The following is a 14,933-nucleotide window of genomic DNA, read 5'->3' as shown; positions in this document are numbered from 1 at the left end:
GCACCACCAGCTTCATTGACGCCGACCCTAACCCTCTGGGCATACAACCCGCCCCACCGCGCACATGCCCAACACGATCAAGCGACCGGTCGCACGCACGTACGTCTCATGCTTCCCCTCCGGCTCCGCCGGACAGCGATACGGACGCTCCGCACCCGAAGAAGAAGCTGCTGCGACACTCCGCGTCACACCCACGGGATGCGATTCCTCCCGGGCGTGAACGCCCGGGGTTCCTCGCAAGATCAGGCTGAACAACCCGCTCGCCGAAGGCCTGTCCGTCGTCCTGCTCGTCGCGGTCCTCGTCTGCGCGGAGGCCGGCCATCTGGGGCCGGTGATCGGCTTCCTGGCAGCCGTACTGGTACTCGCCCGGTTCTGCGACGACGAGGGGCTCTTCCAAGCCTGCGGCGCGTGGATGGCCCGCTGGGCCGCGGGGCGGCCGGGGCGGCTGCTGACGGCAGTCTTCGCGCTCGCCCCCGCGATCACGGTGGCGCTCAGTCTGGACGCCATGGGGCTGGCCGGCGGTTCGTCGTCGACCACGCGCCCTGCCCTCTCCTGCTGGTCTGGCCCGAGTCGGCGCCGGACGTCACGGCCCTGCCGCCGCCTCCCCCGCCCCCGTAGCGGTTCGCGTCCGGTAAGCGCCCGGCGGTGTCCCGTACCGCTGCCGGAACACCCGGTTGAAGTGGAAGGCGCTGGTGAAACCGGAGGCCGCGGCCACCCGCTCCACCGGGAGCCGAGTGGCTTCCAGGAGGCGGGCCGCGTGCAGCAGTCGGGCCTCGCGCAGAGCCCGCATCGGAGAGCGGCCGAGCTGTTCGGTGAAGAGGTGGGCGAAACGGGACGGTGAGAGGGAGACCGCTTCGGCCAGCGAACGGACGGTGTGCGGCGCGCTCGGATCGGCGGCGATCAACGCCTCGGCCCGACGGACGCGGGCGTCGACGTCGGGGCGGCGCCGCTCCACCCGGGCGGTGGTGAGCAGGACGATCTCCTCCAGGGAACAGAGCGTCAGCTCTCTGGCGGCGGTGCCGTGCGCGACAGCGACAGCCATCTCCCCGCCGACGGGCTCCGAGGGGCCGGGCGGCGGGCCGTCCCCTGTCCAGCGGGAGTCGGCGAGCATCCGCCGGAACGCCGCCTCGATGCGTTCCCGCCCCGCGAAGGCCGCCTCGTCCTGTTCCGGCTGCCTGCGCTCCCACGCGTCCCGCTCCCCCTCGATGCGCTCCCGGTTCTGTCCGGGCCCGACGGCGTACACCCCGTCATCGAGCGCGTACGGCCGCAGCCACCCGGCCCAGGACGACCTGGCCTGGCAGTGCGCCCACCAGAAGGCCCAGTGCCCGGCGTCCGGTTCGACGGCGTAGCGCTGCGGTACGCCAGGGCCCAGGACCACCAGGTCACCGGCGCCGGCCACGGTCCGGGTCGCCCCCTGTCGCAGCAGTCCTCGTCCTGCGGTGGTCCAGGTGAAGAGCCAACTGTCCGAGCCGCGCGGCCGGTTGATGCGGTACCCCGTTCGCTGGTCGAAGCGCCCGATGGTCACCAGGCCCGGCGGCGGGGACGGGACAGCAGGCTCGGTCAATACGTCAGCACGCACAGGCATCCTCCCGAATGACTCATCGACCTAGCGTGAAGCACCTGGAGCAACCATGAGATGGGACAGTCGGATGACAGTCACGGACATGAGCCGGCTTCGGCGGTTCGAGGAGTTCGAGGAGAACGGGTTCGCCATCGTGCGCGGGCTGTTCACCGCCGCCGAAATCGACGAGCTGTGCGCCGAGTTCGCGGCGCTGCATGCCGCGGGGCCGGTGCCTGGGCACTTCGAACCCCGCGCCTCGAAGACCGGCGACCCGGCCGATCCACTCCACGCCTACCCCCGGGTGATGCAGCCGCACCGCATCAACGCGCTGTCCCTGCGAGTTCTGCTCGACCCGCGACTGCGGGACGTGCTGGAGACCCTGCTGGGCGAAGAGGTGTTGGCCGCGCAGAGCATGTTCTACTTCAAGCCGCCCGGCGCCCGCGGCCAGGCGCTGCACCAGGACAACTTCTATCTGCGGGTCGAGCCGGGCACCTGTGTCGCCGCCTGGATCGCCTGCGAGGCGATCGACCGGGAGAACGGCGGCCTGGAGGTCGTGCCGGGCACGCACCGCATGGACCTGTTCTGCCCGGAGGAGGCGGACCCGGCGCTGTCGTTCGTACGGGAGTACGTGCCGCCGCCGCCGGGACTCACCGCGGTACCGGTCGACATGGAGCCGGGCGACGTGTTGTTCTTCAACGGCAGCCTGGTGCACGGTTCCGGGCCCAACCGCAGCGCCGACCGCTTCCGCCGCTCCTTCATCGGCCACTACGTCGGCGCCTCCACCCAGCAGATCGGCAGCTGGTACCGCGCACTCACGATGAGCGGCGAGCCGGTCGCCCTGCCCGAGAGCGAGGGCTCGGGGCCGTGCGGCACGGAGTTCGCGGCGACGGCCCCCCACTGACGTCACTCCATCGACTCGGGCAGCACGTCCCGCAGTTCGGCGCGGGTGCGTTCGGCCCGCGGCCGGACTGCGAGCCCTTCGAAGACCTCGAGCGCCGCGCCGAGCAGCGGGCGTGCCGCCGCAGCCACTCCGCGTGTAGAAGGGGACCTGCGCCCGTTCGAAGGGCCACCGGTCGCCGCCGGGTTCGCCAGGGCCGCCGCGAAGTGCCCTTCGGCGTCGTCCGGTTCGGCCACCAGGACACCGGCCCGGCCGACGATCCACTCGTCCCCGAGGGGAGTCATGAGGTGAACCCGGCGAGCGCTTCGGAGGCGAAGGCGATGATCGCGGCGGCGGCCGCCCTGGGGTTCTCCAGCAGCATCTCGTGCGTTCCGTCGATCCCCACCACCGTCACATCGGCCCTCCGCTCGGCCAGTGCGGCGAGGTCCCGGGCGAGCCCCTTCCCGTACGCCGTCATCAGCTCGTCGAACCAGTCGGCGCCAGGGATGGACGGCACGGGCCGCAATGCCCGTCCGAGCAGCAGTGGCCGCCGCATTCTCCCGAACAGGTCGAAGAGGTCGAGCGAGTCGATCTCGGCCAGCATCTCCAGCGCGTGCGGACGTTCCGGCCGAAACTCCAGCCGCCCGTCGGACGTGGTGTGCACCGAACGCAGGAGGCATGTCTCCAACAGTTCATAGGGGATGCCCAGTTGTTCCGACATCGCCCGTCGCTGCGCGAGCAGGACCTTCAAGTCGTCGGCGGGAAGCGGCTCACGCAACAGCGTCGTGGCCGCCCATTCCCGTACCTGCGTGAGCCGTTGCTCGACATACTCCCGGTCCAGGCCCACGTACTGGTCGGGGCGGCCCCACCCGTATCCGTCCAGATTGACCGCGCCGGGAGTGACGTCCGGGTGCTCCAGGGCGTACCGCACGGCGATCATCCCCCCGAGCGAATGCCCGACGGGGAGTGCGCCGGGGATGCCGTACTCCTCCAAGAGCGTCTCGATGTCCCCCAGCACCCGGGGAAGACTCCAGGTTCCGGACGGTGAGCGACCGTGTCCGCGCAGGTCCACGGCGAGCACGCGGTGGTGACGGACGAGGAGCGGGGCCACGGCGGCCCAGTCGGCCAGGGTGCGTCCGGCTCCGTGCAGCAGGAGCAGGGGTGGGCCGTCGCCCCCGTGGTCGTCTACGGCCAGTGCGATACGGTCTCCGGTCATGTCCTGACAATAAGGCCTCGGGTCAGGGCTCCAGGAGCAGATTGAGCGTCGGCAACGGGCCTCCCGGAAATTGTTGCAGCCGTCCTCCGACCTCCAGCGGGCCGAGGTCGATGACCGCCCAGCCCACGCGGTCGGCGAGTCGGGTGACGCGCTCGTTGGCGTCGGCGTGGTTGCCGGACAGGAAGATCACCCGTCGTCCGACGAACGTTCGGGGGTCCGAGCCGAGGACCGCCGCTGTCAGCGTGTTGAAGGCCTTCACCAGGCGAGCTCCGGGCACGAGTTCGGCGACGACCTCGCTGGAGGTACGGCCGCCGAGGTCGGCGGCCTTGAAGTCGGGCGGGCCCAGCGGGTTGGTGGTGTCGATGACGATCCGCTCCTGCCAGTCGGGCACGTCCGCCGCGGCCACCGCCTCGCGCAGCCGCCGCCACGGTACGGCGAGGACGACGATCTCCTCGCCGGCCGACTCGGCGACGGTGGCGGGTTTCAGCCCCGGCCCCATCGAGGAGGCGAGGCCCCGCAGCGACTGTGGGCCACGACTGTTGCTGATGACGACCCGCTCACCCGCGGCCAGTAACCGGGACGCGAGGGCCTGCCCGATGGCTCCGGCCCCGATGATTCCGATGGGCATGACGTGTCCTCTTCCTCTAGGTCCGCGCGGCTACTACAAGAGGTGCCATGCGGCATCACGCCGCAGGTTACGGCGGCGCATCTGTCAGATGACTGGACTGGGGCCACGGCGCGATCGCATCGTGTGGCCTTGACGCGGGCTCTGTCCAGAGGCTTTGATCGTGAGGTGCCGAGGCGTGCCGCCCGGCACCCAGAGGTGCGCCCAGCCGGTAGCGGACACGGTTCAAGTCCGGCCCAAGTCGCCAGGATCGCGAAAGCGTCCGAGGCGGGGCCGTACTCGCGATTGATGGAGTGGACATGTCCGTCAAGCGTGCGCCCCGCGTCGGAGTTCTCGGCGCGGCCGCCGCCCTGCTGGCACTCGTGACGCTGGTGGGCTGTACGTCCGAGCCGCGCGAGGGCGGACCGTCCCCGAAACCCACGTCCTCCCAGGCCGGCTCGGAGTCCGTGAAGCTCCCCCCGCTCCACGCGGGCTTCGACTACCAGATCGGCGGCGTCTATCCGCCGCCGTCCGGTGTCCGCGTCGTCAGCCGCGACCGTGCGGCGGCGCCCGCGCCCGGGCTCTACAACATCTGTTATGTCAACGCCTTCCAGGTCCAGCCGGGCGAGCAGCGGCAATGGCCCGCCGACCTGCTGCTGCGGGACGCGCGGGGCGAGGTCGTCGTCGACCGCGCCTGGGACGAGGCGCTCCTCGACATCGGCACCCCGACCAAGCGCAAGCGGGTGGCCGCACGGATCAACCAGTGGATCGACGGCTGCGCGGACAGCGGATTCGACGCGGTCGAGCCGGACAACTACGACAGCTACACCCGCTCCCAGAATCTGCTGACCGCGGACGACGCCACCGCGTTCATCACCCTGCTCTCGGCGCGCGCGCACTCCCGTGGGCTGGCCATCGGGCAGAAGAACACCGTGGAGTTGGCCGGACTCAGGTCCAGGGCCGGTCTCGACTTCGCGGTGGCGGAGGAGTGCGGTGAGTACGACGAGTGCGGCACGTACGCGAAGGCGTTCGACGACCGGGTGGTCGTCATCGAGTACACCGACAGCGGACTGCGCAAGGCCCTTGCGGGCTACGGCGATCGGCTGAGCATCGTGCGCCGGGATGTGCTGGTGTCGACGCCCGAGAGCGCGAAGTACGTGCGCCGGACCCGCTGACCCGGTCGGATGCCGCCGGATGAACGGGATCGTGTGGGACGTACGTAACAAAGGGTATGTCGACGTCCATGGCCGACCGACAGGAAGTCCGCCCGCTGACGAGCCCCGGCGAGCCGCCGGGGCGGTTCGAGGGGCTCCGCCAGCACCGGCGGTGGCTGTTCTTGCCGGCCGTGGTCGCGCTGCTGGCCCAGATGGCGGTAGCGATGGTCACGACGGCCGTGCGTCAGACCCCGACGATCGACGAGCCGGTGTACGTGGGCACAGCCGTGGTCCACGTCCGGGAACACAGCCTGCGCTACAACCCCGAGCATCCGCCGCTGGGCAAACTGATCATCGCGAGCGGGCTGGTGTTCGCCCACCCGCGCCTCGACCCCCACTTCACGGGCGATCAGACGGCGCTCGGGCGGAGTGTGCTGTACGAGTCGGGCAATGATCCATGGCGGGTGATGCTGTGGGCTCGGCTGCCGGTGATCGTGCTGACGCTGCTGTTCGGTCTGGTCGTCCTCTCGTTCGCCCGTGAACTCGCCGGTCGCGTCGGCGGGTTGGTGGCGCTCGCGCTGTACTCGCTCTCGCCGGACATCATCGCGAACGGATCGCTGGCCACGCTCGACGTACCGGCGGTCGGTTTTCTGCTGACGTCGGTGTGGCTGGTGTGGCGGGCCCGGCGGCGGCCCCTCCTTCACCTCTCACTCGCGGGAGTGGCGCTCGGCGCGGCGGTCGCCACCAAGATGAGCACCTTGCCGGGGGTTCCGGTGCTGCTGATCCTGGCCGTCCTCTCCTTCTGGTCCTTCCGGCGTGCGCGCCACGCGGGTGACCTCGGCCCGCGTGCGCGACGGCGGCTCGCCGGGCTGGGTGTCGCGGTGGCGTCCGGCATGGGGCTGCTGGCTCTCGCCGTGGTGTGGGTCACCTACCTCGTCGTCGACCCGCAGCTGCGCTGGACGCCGCCCGCGAACCTCCCGGCCGTGCACGGTCTGCGCGGGCTCGTCATCGACCGGCTGCCCTTCCCGAGGCCGTACCGGGACGGGATGCGCATCCAGTTCGGCTTGGAGAACGCCACCTGGGGAGGCTTTCTCTTCGGCAGGGTCTACCACGGTTCGCTCTGGTACTACCTGCCGGCCGCGCTGCTGGTGAAGACGCCGCTCGGCATGCTCGCGCTCTGGGCGGCCGGCGGGGTGGCGATGGCGGCCGTTCCGCGGCTGCGGTCCGCGACCGTCCACATCCTTCTCCCCCCGGCCGTACTGCTGGCTGCGGCCATGAACGGATCCCGTGACCTCGGCGTTCGGTATGCCCTTTTCGTCCCGGTGTTCCTGGCGGTCGCCGCGGCCGAGGTCCTCGCCCTTCGACAACGCTGGGCCCACGCCGCCGCGGCGGCGCTGGTCCTGTGCGTCGCGGTCAGTTCGCTGCGCGCGTTCCCGTACTACCTGCCGTACTCCAATGAGGCGTTCGGCGGTCCGTCGAAGACCCATCTGCGTCTGCACGACTCGAACGTCGACTGGGGACAGGATCTGGGACGACTGGCCGACCGCCTGGACGAGCGGTATCCGCACGAGCGGGTCTGGCTCGTCTACAAGGGCAGCGGTGTGCCGTCGTACTACGGAATCGAAGCGGCCGATCCGCGCAAGGCGCCGCCGAGCGAGGTGCACGGGCTGCTCGTCGTCTCGGACACCTCGGTCGCGAAGGCCGACGGCCGGCTGGCGGCGCTGCTCGAGGGCAGTACGCCGGTCGACGAGGTCGGCCATTCGATCACGATCTACCGTCGGCCGTAGCGAGCAGGTCCAGCGCCCGCTCCCAGCGGAACTCCTCGCGGCGGCCGTCCTCCCGGGGCTCCCCGGAGTAGCGGTCACCGAACCGGACACCCATGCCGCGCAGGCGGTCGACGCTCGCACGGTAGGCGGGGTGGGCCGCCAACGCGTCGCTCACACAGGGCAGCACGGCGATCGGGACACCGAGGCCGTATGCCTCGCACAGGGTGCCCAGGGCGAGCGTGTCGGATATGCCGGCCGCCCACTTGTTGACGGTGTTGAAGGTGGCCGGAGCGAGGGCTACCGCGTCGGGGGCGGGGAAGGGGCGCGGGTCGCCCGGGGCTCTCCAGGCGGACCGGATCGGCCGGCCGGTCTGCGCCGCCACGGCCGTCGCGTCGAAGAAGCCGAGCCCCTGCGGGGTGGCGATGACACCGACCTCCCAGTTCCGCTTCCGCGCCGCGGTGATCAGTTCGCCGACGTCCTGCGCGATGCCCGCGGCGCAGACGACGAGATAGAGGAAGGGCTTGAGGGCAGGGGCCTGCTCGGCGTGTTCGGTCACGCGGGCACCCTAATGAACCGGCAAGGCGCCGCGCGCTCGGCGGTACGGCGTGGGCACAGTGGCTGACGGCGGGCGCGGTTCGCCGCGCCCGCCCTGGTCAACGGATCAACGTGATCGCGGACCGTGTACGCCTGCGCCGAGCCGGTCCGGCCGTTCTCGGTGAGCGCCTGTCAGGGCTTGGCCCGTCACGTCTCGGCGACGGTGATGGCGCCCACGGGGCAGGCTCGGGCGGCCTCCCGGACCAGCGGGTCGCCACCGCCGTCCTCCCGGCCGGGCAGCAGCGCGCTGAATCCGTCGTCGTCCTGGGTGAAGACACTCGGTGCGGTCAGCGCGCACTGACCCGCGCCGATGCAGACGTCCCGGTCGATGGAGATCTCGATAGTCATGGCCGCAGCCTCTTACCAGGTCACGGGGAGTTCCAGCATCCCCTGGATCGTGTCGCCGGCTTTGAAGGGGATGTCCTCCGCCCGGGCGGCAAGGCGCAGCCCCGGCAGCCGGTCGAAGAGCGCGAGCAGGGCGATCTCCATCTCGGCGCGGGCGAGGTTCTGGCCGAGGCACTGGTGGATGCCGAAGCCGAACGCGACGTGGTGGCGGGCCGAGCGGCGCCAGTCCAGGGCGTCCGGCTCGGGGAAGGTGTCCGCGTCGCGGTTGATGACGGAGGTGGAGAAGACGACGCCCTCGCCGGCCCGGATCGTCGTCCCGGCCACCTCGATGTCCTCGGTGGCCACCCGCAGCAGCCCGTCCGCGATGGAGAGGAAACGCAGCAGTTCCTCGACGGCGGCGGGCATGAGGGTCGGCTCGGCGCGCAGTTCGGCCAGCTGCTCCGGGTGCGTCAGCAGCGTGAACGTGCCGAGCGAGATCATGTTCGCGGTCGTCTCGTGCCCGGCGACCAGCAGGATCAGCGCCAGGTCGATCACTTCCCGGCGGTCCACCGTCCCCTCGCGCAGCTGCTCCTGGACGAGTTCGTCGAGGAGGCCGTCTCCCGGATCCTTCCGTTTGCGGTCGATCAGCGAGCCCAGGTACCCGTGCAGTCGGTCGCGCGCGTCCTGGGTGTCCGCGGCGGCGCCGCGCAGCAACCTGCGGGACTGTTCCTCGAAGAAGTCGTGGTCGGCGTACGGGACACCGAGCAGATTGCAGATCACCATCGAGGGCACAGGCAGCGCGAAGGCGCTGACCAGCTCGGCGGGCGGACCCTGCTTCTCCATGGCGTCCAGCAGCCGGTCCACGGTCTCCTGGATGCGCGGGCGCAGGGCAGCGGTCCGCTTCAGGGTGAAGCTCGGGACCAGCATGCGGCGTTGGGTGTGGTGCGCCGGATCGTCGAGCCCGAGCAGTGCGACGCGCCGGTCGCGGACTGCGGCGAACCGTTCCGTGATCATCGGGAACGCCGGGCTGGTGCGGTCGGACGACAATCGTGGATCGCTGAGGAGTGCACGGGCGGCAGCGTGCCCGGTGACGACCCACACGCCGCGCCCGTCGAACAGGGAGATCCGCGACAGGGGGCGTGCCGTACGCAGAGCGTCATAGCCGGTGGGCGGGTGGTAGGGACAGGTACGGTCCTGGGGGAAGGCGACGGGTTCTGTCATGAGTGACCTCGCAGACGACGGTTCCCTCTTGCTTATCTTTCCGGCCTTTCGCGCCTTTCATACCTTTTTCTGATCCTACTCCCCATTAGATGCCCCAGGCATCTATAGGGCCACGTGAAGTTCGGCCAGATGGGCCGGACGGGCGATCTGGCCGAACGCCGTTGCCCGTGGGAACTGCCACCGAGCCCCTGCGGGCCGATGTGATCGCGCGGTGACACGCGGATGGCTCGATCCGCCGCTCCCGCCGCCGTGAACGTCTGGCTCGCGTGACTCGTCGGCGTCCCCGAAATTCGGTTGCCCGGGCGGATCCTCGGGCCCCAGGATCTGCCCATGTCCACGATCGAAGCCTTCCTGTCGTCGACCTCCACCGCCGTTCGTCCGGTGCGGGTCCAGCAGCAGCCCGGCCGACCGCAAAGGCCCGAGCTTCCCCGGTCATGACGGCCGCGCTCGTCGCGGGGCTCCTCGCGGGCTTCGGCATCGCCATCCCCGTCGGAGCGGTCGGGACCTACCTCGTCTCCCTCACCGCGCGCACGTCCCTGCGGATCGGCGGGTGCGCCGCGCTCGGCGTCGCGACCGCCGACGGGCTGTACGCCCTGGTCGCGGTGGTCGGGGGTACCGGGCTCGCGACCGTGCTGCAGCCCGTGCTCGTGCCGCTGCGCTGGGCCGCGGGGCTGGTACTGGTCGCACTCGCGGTACGCGGCGCGGTCACCGCATGCCGGCAGTACCGCGAGCGACTGCTCACCACCCGGCCCGGGCGGGATCCCGAGCGCCCGGCGCGGGCGTTTCTGACGCTGCTGGGGATCACCCTGCTGAATCCCACCACTGTCGTCTACTTCGCCGCGTTGGTCCTGGGCAACCGGACGACCGAGGCGGTGCGTCCCCTGGAGCAAGGGGCGTTCGTCCTCGCCGCGTTCGTCGCGTCCGCAAGCTGGCAGTTGCTGCTCGCCGGGGGTGGAGCGCTGCTCGGCCGGGCGCTGACCGGCCACCGGGGGCGACTGGTCACGGCGCTTGCGGCCGGCGTCGTGACCATGGTGCTCGCGGTGCGGATGCTCCTCGCGCCGCAATGAGTTCGCGCAGTCCTGTCACCTTGCCTCGCCGCGCTCCGCCCGTGCGATGACAGGGCGGGAAAGACCGCCGCGAACCTCTCGGTCGGTGCCGACGCAGCCGGTGCGCGCTCACGCCTCGAACGCGCGAGCCACGGCGAGACTGTCCTCGTACACGTGATGCCGTACGACGAGGCCGTCCTCCACCGTCAGGTGGAGAGCGAACCTGGCGCGATAGGCACGCCCGGTCTCCCGGGCCGTCTGACGGATCTCACCCAGCACGACGGCGTCGCCACCGTCGACGAGAATCCGCTCGATCTCGGTGGCCGCACTGCCGGGCACATGGTGCGCACCGAGTTCGCGGTAGTGGGCGGCGGCATCGGCGCGCGTGGACCGGTGGCGGATCCACGGCGTTTCGGCACGCCCGTGCTCGTCCTGCGGCCAGCTCAGTTTCCAGTCGCCCCGCTCGGCGTACAGTTCGGCGATCCGTTCGGGGTCGCCCGCACCCATCCGGCGCAGCAGTTCCTCGACCACGGCGCGCGTCGTCGTCGCACGGTCGGTGGGAATGGACATGGGGACCGCCCCTCTGTTGCGTCGTCTCCGTCATCTTTGCTGCGCGGGAACCGTTCCACCGTGCCAGGAGTCCACCCTCGGCGGCGATGACGCGAGAGGTAATGGTGTGGATGAATTGCCTGGACTTCGGTGTTTGAATCAAGCGGAGACAACACCGGTACGACGTGACGATGGGACGGCAGTCATGCCTCTTGAGGGTGAGTACGAACCCAGCCCGACACAGTGGGTACGCGAGCAGGTGGAGTTGTACGAGAGCTCCGGCGGCACCAAGGGAAATACGCTGATGGACACGGGCCTCCCGGTCATCGTTCTCACGACCCGCGGCGCCAAGAGCGGCAAGATCCGCAAGACCCCGCTGATGCGCGTCGAGCACGACGGACGCTACGCGGCGGTGGCCTCGCTCGGCGGTGCGCCCAAACACCCGGTCTGGTACTTCAACGTGAAGTCCGACCCGCACGTGGAGCTCCAGGACGGCCCCGAACGCCGGGAGCTGAGGGCCCGTGAGGTCACGGGTGAGGAGAAGGCCCAGTGGTGGGAGCGCGCGGTCGCGGCGTATCCCCCGTACGCCGACTACCAGAAGAAGACCGACCGGGAGATCCCCGTCTTCGTCCTGGAGCCGACCGACTGACCGGCACACACGCATGACGGCGGCCCGTGCGGAATTTCCGTGGAAATTGCCACGCATGATCCGCGGTACGACGGGCACCCGTGCCTCAGGCCCCGCCGCGTCCCCCCGTCGCGGCGGGGCTTCCCGTTGCCGCGGCCCCTCAAGTGGCATGACTGCCAGGGCCACAGGGGCATGACTCCTACCACCGCGGAGGGCTCGGCGCCGCCGACCTGAGCGAAGAAGGAGACCCTGGTGTCCAAGAAGCCGAAGAAGCTCAAACTCCCCCTCGCCTACAAGCCCCTCGGCTTCGCGCTGAGCTGGGCGAGCGGCGCCGTGGCCGGGCTGGCCTTCCAGGCGACCTGGAAGGCGATACGCCACGAGGAGGACGCGCCCGACGCACTGGACAAGGACCGCGGCTGGGGCGAGGTACTGCTCGCGGCGGCTCTCCAGGGCGCCTTGTTCGCCGTCGCCCGCAGCGTGGCGGATCGTGCGGGCGCGAAGGCCGTCGAGCGTTCGACGGGTGTGTGGCCGATATCCGACAAGGCCTACAAGGGCGGCGGCAAGGACTGAGGCGGGGCCGGCCCGGTGACCGCCTGAAGGCGGGGCCGACCCGGTGACCGACCTGAGGACGGGGCCAACCCGGCTACCGACCGAAGACGGGTTCAGCCCCGCCAGGGCCTCCCGGCCGGTTCAGCCCGGCTTCGGCGCCATGGTGGGCCTGAGGCGCAGAGTGAAGGAGTGCCCCGCCGGGTCGGCGCAACCCCGCTCCTCGAACGGGCTCGCGACGTCCTTCGTGTCGAGGGGGCGCCCGCCGAGGCCGACGACCCTGCGTTCGGCCTCGTCCAGGTCCGTCACGTGGAAGTCCAGGTGGACCTGGAGGGAGTTTTCGGGTCGCGGCCAGCTCGGCGGCGTCGCCTTCGCGTCCCTGCGGAACGCGATCCGCGTCCCGTCGGCGGCCCTGATCTCCACGCGGTTCGCGGTCACGTCCGTCTCGTCCGCATCGAGCAGCTCCTTGTAGAAGGCGGCGAGCTTCTCGGGCTCGGCGCAGTCGAGCACCACGACGCCTGCCAGCACCAGTGCCATGCTTCCTCCGTACGGGGTCCGCGGCGCGGGCGGCTCCACCACCTGCTGCCTGGCCCTCCCGGGTACCCCGTCCCACGGAATCAGTCGTCCACGAGCCATGCGCCGTCGCGCAGGAGATCGCGCCCGGTGAGCTCATTGGCCTCACGCCAGGCCTGCACCCGCAGCGGAGTGACGCGGAAGTAGAGGTAGGCGGTGGTGAGTCGACGCGGATCGAAGCCGGTCTTCTCGGCGAAGGCGTCGCCGACTCCGTCCGGCAGCTCGGCGGGCTCCAAGGTCTCGACCGAGCCCTCGACGAGGACCACGTCGCGGGTCGGCCCGATGCCCAGGCGCACCTTGCCGGTCACGCGCAGATTGCGGCCCGTGGGACTTGCGGCCGGAGTGGCCATCAGAATGGTCCTCCCGTCCCAGAGGAAAGACAGGGGGATCAGATACGGCGCTCCTCCTTCGTCGTCGGCCGTGGACACCCAGGCGTCTTCGTCGTTCTCCAGTCGGTACAGAGTGTCCTGCTTGCGTTGCTTCGGGGTGCGGGCGGGCGGCGGGGTCATCTTCGGACAGCCTCCTGTCGAAACGTCGTGTGTCGTACGTGGACCAGCACGATGAATTGCACTGGACGCACCATTCGGCGGTCAACCAGACTGCCGTCACCGCTGGTTGATCTCTTCGAGGCGGGCCGCCGCGGACAGCTCTCAGGCGTATCTGACGGCGGCCCACGTTGAGCCACGGCCAATCGGGGCGCCGGCTTCGTCGATCCGACCCGACTGCCCGCGTAGCGGGTTGGACGCCCCCGGCTCCTCGCAGACGGACGAGCTGACCATTCCCTTCCTCGGGCCCGAACGGGCCGGCCGGCAGTACCCGTTCGGGGCGCTGCTGCGGTCCGGGGCGAGGCTCGCGGCGGGCAGTGACCGGCCCGTCAGCAGTACCGACCCGCTCCAGGGCATCCACGTCGCGAACCACCTCGACGACACCGGAAGCGTTCGAGCGGGGGCGCCGGCGGATCTGGTGGTGCTGGACCGCGAGGCGAGTTGAGTGGCCATCTGCGCGAACTCACACCTGTCACTCGCGTTGCGGTTCTCACACCATAGATCGTTTAGGCACTGGGCAGTCTCGAAGCGTAGTTGAGTCGTCAATTTCCGGCTCAAAACATGCAGTTCAGGTCAATGGGCATCAATTTCGATCGCCCATACGCAGGGGCGGGGGCCTGTGAAACGTCGCAAGAGAGGACGCCCAATGCCGCAGGACGTCAGGTTCGACCTCCCCTTCCGGACCCCGGTCAGCGAGCACCTGGAGTACGCCCGAGAGCGCCATCTGCGCTGGGTGTGGGAGATGGGACTGGTACGCAGTCAGGCCGGGTTCGAGGAATACCAGTCCTGGGACCTGCCCCAGGCGGCGGCACGGACCTACCCCCACGCCTCGGCCGACGACATGGTCGTCCTGATGAACTGGTTCTCCCTGGCCTTCCTGTTCGACGACCAGTTCGACTCCGGACAGCCCGACCGCGCGGACCGCGTGGCGGAGGTCGCCCGGGAGCTGATCGCCACCCCGCTGCGTCCCGCCGGGACCGCTCCCCGGGTGGTCTGCCCGATCACCGTGGCCTGGGCCGAGGTCTGGGACCACCTCTCGGATGGCATGTCCCTGACCTGGCGGACGCGGTTCGCCGCGTCCTGGGGGCGGTTCCTCGTCGCGCACACCGAGGAGGTGGACCTCGCCGCCCGGGGCCTGGCGGGCACGCTCGGCATCGAGGAGTACGCGGAGTTCCGCCGCCGCACGGTGGGCATCCACCACAGCATCGACGCGGGTGAGCGCAGCCGCGGCTTCGAGGTGCCGCCGCAGGTGCAGGCGCACGAGCTGATGGTCAGGATGCGGGATCTGGCCGCGGACACCATCGGGTTCATGAACGACATCCACTCCTTCGAGCGCGAGAAACGCCGCGGGGACGGCCACAACCTGATAGCCGTGCTCCACCGTGAGCGCGGCTGCGGCTGGGAGGAGGCCGCCGCGGAGGCGTACCGGATGACCAAGCACTGCCTCGACGAGTACCTCGAACTCGAGGCGCGCGTCCCTCAGATGTGCGAGGAGCTCGGACTCGGCGCCGAGCAGCAGGCCCAGGTGCGGATGGGCGTGGAGGCCATTCAGCACTGGATCAACGGCAACTACGAGTGGGCGCTGACCTCGGGCCGGTACGCCGCCGCGAAGGAAGGCCCGGCCGCCACGGCCGAGTTGGCCGGCAAGGGATCGCTGGACGATCTGCTGGCGGTGTGATCCACGATTTCTGCCCGGCCGGGAGGTCCCGGCCGGGCAGAAAGTGTCGCA

The 14,933-nt window shown here is 70.4% G+C and carries 16 protein-coding genes and 4 pseudogenes; 10 read left to right on the top strand and 10 right to left on the bottom strand.

The window, feature by feature from the left end; genetic code table 11:
- Positions 1-247: 247 nt before the first annotated feature.
- Both AB0D57_RS37455 and AB0D57_RS37450 read left to right on the top strand, forming a co-directional pair.
- A pseudogene (locus tag AB0D57_RS37455) lies at positions 248-505 on the top strand (arsenic transporter); the annotation flags it as partial.
- A gap of 14 nt (positions 506-519) precedes the next feature.
- Positions 520-618 (top strand): annotated as a pseudogene (locus AB0D57_RS37450) (universal stress protein); the annotation flags it as partial.
- Here AB0D57_RS37450 and AB0D57_RS37445 read toward each other — a convergent pair.
- Positions 584-1,585 carry a helix-turn-helix domain-containing protein gene (locus tag AB0D57_RS37445; RefSeq protein WP_362083965.1) on the bottom strand — a complete coding sequence of 334 codons (1,002 nt, stop codon included), beginning with the start codon at positions 1,583-1,585 and terminating at the stop codon, positions 584-586. The pseudogene AB0D57_RS37450 and the gene AB0D57_RS37445 sit on opposite strands and share 35 nt — an antisense overlap.
- A 64-nt stretch (positions 1,586-1,649) precedes the next feature.
- On the opposite strand from AB0D57_RS37445, the gene AB0D57_RS37440 reads away from it, so the two are divergent.
- On the top strand, positions 1,650-2,462 hold the full coding sequence (locus AB0D57_RS37440; RefSeq protein ID WP_362083975.1) for a phytanoyl-CoA dioxygenase family protein: 813 nt from the start codon (positions 1,650-1,652) through the stop codon (positions 2,460-2,462).
- A 2-nt stretch (positions 2,463-2,464) separates the two neighbouring features.
- Here the strand turns inward: AB0D57_RS37440 and AB0D57_RS37435 are convergent, their stop codons facing one another.
- The 3 genes and pseudogenes from AB0D57_RS37435 to AB0D57_RS37425 all read right to left on the bottom strand — a co-directional run.
- On the bottom strand, positions 2,465-2,743 hold the full coding sequence (locus AB0D57_RS37435) for a hypothetical protein (RefSeq protein ID WP_362083962.1): 279 nt from the start codon (positions 2,741-2,743) through the stop codon (positions 2,465-2,467).
- Complete coding sequence (locus AB0D57_RS37430) at positions 2,740-3,654, bottom strand: alpha/beta hydrolase (RefSeq protein ID WP_362083959.1); 915 nt, start codon at positions 3,652-3,654, stop codon at positions 2,740-2,742. The genes AB0D57_RS37435 and AB0D57_RS37430 overlap by 4 nt, the downstream gene beginning before the upstream one ends.
- Positions 3,655-3,676: 22 nt before the next feature.
- Positions 3,677-4,291 (bottom strand): annotated as a pseudogene (locus AB0D57_RS37425) (NAD(P)-binding domain-containing protein); the annotation flags it as partial.
- A gap of 287 nt (positions 4,292-4,578) precedes the next feature.
- On the opposite strand from AB0D57_RS37425, the gene AB0D57_RS37420 reads away from it, so the two are divergent.
- The gene (locus AB0D57_RS37420; protein ID WP_362083956.1) at positions 4,579-5,433 is read left to right on the top strand and encodes an endo alpha-1,4 polygalactosaminidase; all 855 of its coding nucleotides are present in this window, start codon (positions 4,579-4,581) and stop codon (positions 5,431-5,433) included.
- A gap of 191 nt (positions 5,434-5,624) precedes the next feature.
- Positions 5,625-7,199, top strand: a complete 1,575-nt coding sequence (locus AB0D57_RS37415) for a phospholipid carrier-dependent glycosyltransferase (RefSeq protein ID WP_362083971.1) — start codon at positions 5,625-5,627, stop codon at positions 7,197-7,199.
- Here AB0D57_RS37415 and AB0D57_RS37410 read toward each other — a convergent pair.
- From AB0D57_RS37410 to AB0D57_RS37400, 3 genes are all read right to left on the bottom strand, one after another.
- Positions 7,177-7,734, bottom strand: a complete 558-nt coding sequence (locus tag AB0D57_RS37410) for a flavoprotein (protein WP_362083953.1) — start codon at positions 7,732-7,734, stop codon at positions 7,177-7,179. The two genes, AB0D57_RS37415 and AB0D57_RS37410, sit on opposite strands and share 23 nt — an antisense overlap.
- A gap of 185 nt (positions 7,735-7,919) precedes the next feature.
- Positions 7,920-8,114 carry a ferredoxin gene (locus AB0D57_RS37405; protein WP_362083968.1) on the bottom strand — a complete coding sequence of 65 codons (195 nt, stop codon included), beginning with the start codon at positions 8,112-8,114 and terminating at the stop codon, positions 7,920-7,922.
- A gap of 18 nt (positions 8,115-8,132) precedes the next feature.
- Positions 8,133-9,317 carry a cytochrome P450 gene (locus AB0D57_RS37400; RefSeq protein WP_362083950.1) on the bottom strand — a complete coding sequence of 395 codons (1,185 nt, stop codon included), beginning with the start codon at positions 9,315-9,317 and terminating at the stop codon, positions 8,133-8,135.
- A 434-nt stretch (positions 9,318-9,751) separates the two neighbouring features.
- Between AB0D57_RS37400 and AB0D57_RS37395 the strand changes: the two genes are divergently transcribed.
- Positions 9,752-10,384: a LysE family transporter gene (locus AB0D57_RS37395; protein ID WP_362083947.1), complete on the top strand. Its 633-nt coding sequence runs from the start codon at positions 9,752-9,754 to the stop codon at positions 10,382-10,384.
- 108 nt (positions 10,385-10,492) lie between these two features.
- Here the strand turns inward: AB0D57_RS37395 and AB0D57_RS37390 are convergent, their stop codons facing one another.
- Positions 10,493-10,933 (bottom strand): nuclear transport factor 2 family protein, encoded by a 441-nt coding sequence (locus tag AB0D57_RS37390; protein ID WP_362083944.1) that lies wholly within the window; start codon positions 10,931-10,933, stop codon positions 10,493-10,495.
- A gap of 184 nt (positions 10,934-11,117) precedes the next feature.
- Between AB0D57_RS37390 and AB0D57_RS37385 the strand changes: the two genes are divergently transcribed.
- Positions 11,118-11,561 carry a nitroreductase family deazaflavin-dependent oxidoreductase gene (locus AB0D57_RS37385; protein WP_362083941.1) on the top strand — a complete coding sequence of 148 codons (444 nt, stop codon included), beginning with the start codon at positions 11,118-11,120 and terminating at the stop codon, positions 11,559-11,561.
- A 231-nt stretch (positions 11,562-11,792) separates the two neighbouring features.
- A complete protein-coding gene (locus tag AB0D57_RS37380) occupies positions 11,793-12,110 on the top strand; it encodes a DUF4235 domain-containing protein (RefSeq protein ID WP_362083938.1) in 318 nt (105 codons plus the stop codon).
- Between the two features lie 120 nt (positions 12,111-12,230).
- Here the strand turns inward: AB0D57_RS37380 and AB0D57_RS37375 are convergent, their stop codons facing one another.
- Together AB0D57_RS37375 and AB0D57_RS37370 are read right to left on the bottom strand one after the other, a co-directional pair.
- On the bottom strand, positions 12,231-12,623 hold the full coding sequence (locus tag AB0D57_RS37375) for a VOC family protein (protein ID WP_362083935.1): 393 nt from the start codon (positions 12,621-12,623) through the stop codon (positions 12,231-12,233).
- 80 nt (positions 12,624-12,703) lie between these two features.
- Positions 12,704-13,168, bottom strand: coding sequence for a pyridoxamine 5'-phosphate oxidase family protein (locus AB0D57_RS37370; RefSeq protein ID WP_362083932.1), 465 nt, complete (start codon positions 13,166-13,168; stop codon positions 12,704-12,706).
- A gap of 250 nt (positions 13,169-13,418) precedes the next feature.
- Between AB0D57_RS37370 and AB0D57_RS37365 the strand changes: the two are divergent.
- Positions 13,419-13,640: pseudogene (locus AB0D57_RS37365) on the top strand (amidohydrolase); the annotation flags it as partial.
- Between the two features lie 210 nt (positions 13,641-13,850).
- Entirely contained in the window at positions 13,851-14,882 is a 1,032-nt protein-coding gene (locus AB0D57_RS37360) for a 7-epi-alpha-eudesmol synthase (RefSeq protein WP_362083929.1), read from the top strand.
- The last annotated feature ends 51 nt before the right edge of the window (positions 14,883-14,933 follow it).

Origin of the sequence: Streptomyces sp. NPDC048275 (assembly GCF_040652275.1) — a bacterium.
Lineage (GTDB): Bacteria > Actinomycetota > Actinomycetes > Streptomycetales > Streptomycetaceae > Streptomyces.
The sequence above is the reverse complement of the archived record's forward strand: the minus strand, read 5'-3'. Positions and strand labels throughout refer to the sequence as shown.

Bases quoted from the DNA above. Each gene is read 5' to 3' on its own strand.
- AB0D57_RS37440 (WP_362083975.1), top strand. From the start codon at position 1,650: ATGACAGTCACGGACATGAGCCGGCTTCGGCGGTTCGAGGAGTTCGAG.
- AB0D57_RS37360 (WP_362083929.1), top strand. From the start codon at position 13,851: ATGCCGCAGGACGTCAGGTTCGACCTCCCCTTCCGGACCCCGGTCAGC.
- AB0D57_RS37415 (WP_362083971.1), top strand. From the start codon at position 5,625: ATGGCGGTAGCGATGGTCACGACGGCCGTGCGTCAGACCCCGACGATC.
- AB0D57_RS37400 (WP_362083950.1), bottom strand. From the start codon at position 9,317: ATGACAGAACCCGTCGCCTTCCCCCAGGACCGTACCTGTCCCTACCAC.
- AB0D57_RS37395 (WP_362083947.1), top strand. From the start codon at position 9,752: ATGACGGCCGCGCTCGTCGCGGGGCTCCTCGCGGGCTTCGGCATCGCC.
- AB0D57_RS37435 (WP_362083962.1), bottom strand. From the start codon at position 2,743: ATGACTCCCCTCGGGGACGAGTGGATCGTCGGCCGGGCCGGTGTCCTG.
- AB0D57_RS37445 (WP_362083965.1), bottom strand. From the start codon at position 1,585: ATGCCTGTGCGTGCTGACGTATTGACCGAGCCTGCTGTCCCGTCCCCG.
- AB0D57_RS37390 (WP_362083944.1), bottom strand. From the start codon at position 10,933: ATGTCCATTCCCACCGACCGTGCGACGACGACGCGCGCCGTGGTCGAG.
- AB0D57_RS37430 (WP_362083959.1), bottom strand. From the start codon at position 3,654: ATGACCGGAGACCGTATCGCACTGGCCGTAGACGACCACGGGGGCGAC.
- AB0D57_RS37370 (WP_362083932.1), bottom strand. From the start codon at position 13,168: ATGACCCCGCCGCCCGCCCGCACCCCGAAGCAACGCAAGCAGGACACT.
- AB0D57_RS37375 (WP_362083935.1), bottom strand. From the start codon at position 12,623: ATGGCACTGGTGCTGGCAGGCGTCGTGGTGCTCGACTGCGCCGAGCCC.
- AB0D57_RS37385 (WP_362083941.1), top strand. From the start codon at position 11,118: ATGCCTCTTGAGGGTGAGTACGAACCCAGCCCGACACAGTGGGTACGC.
- AB0D57_RS37420 (WP_362083956.1), top strand. From the start codon at position 4,579: ATGTCCGTCAAGCGTGCGCCCCGCGTCGGAGTTCTCGGCGCGGCCGCC.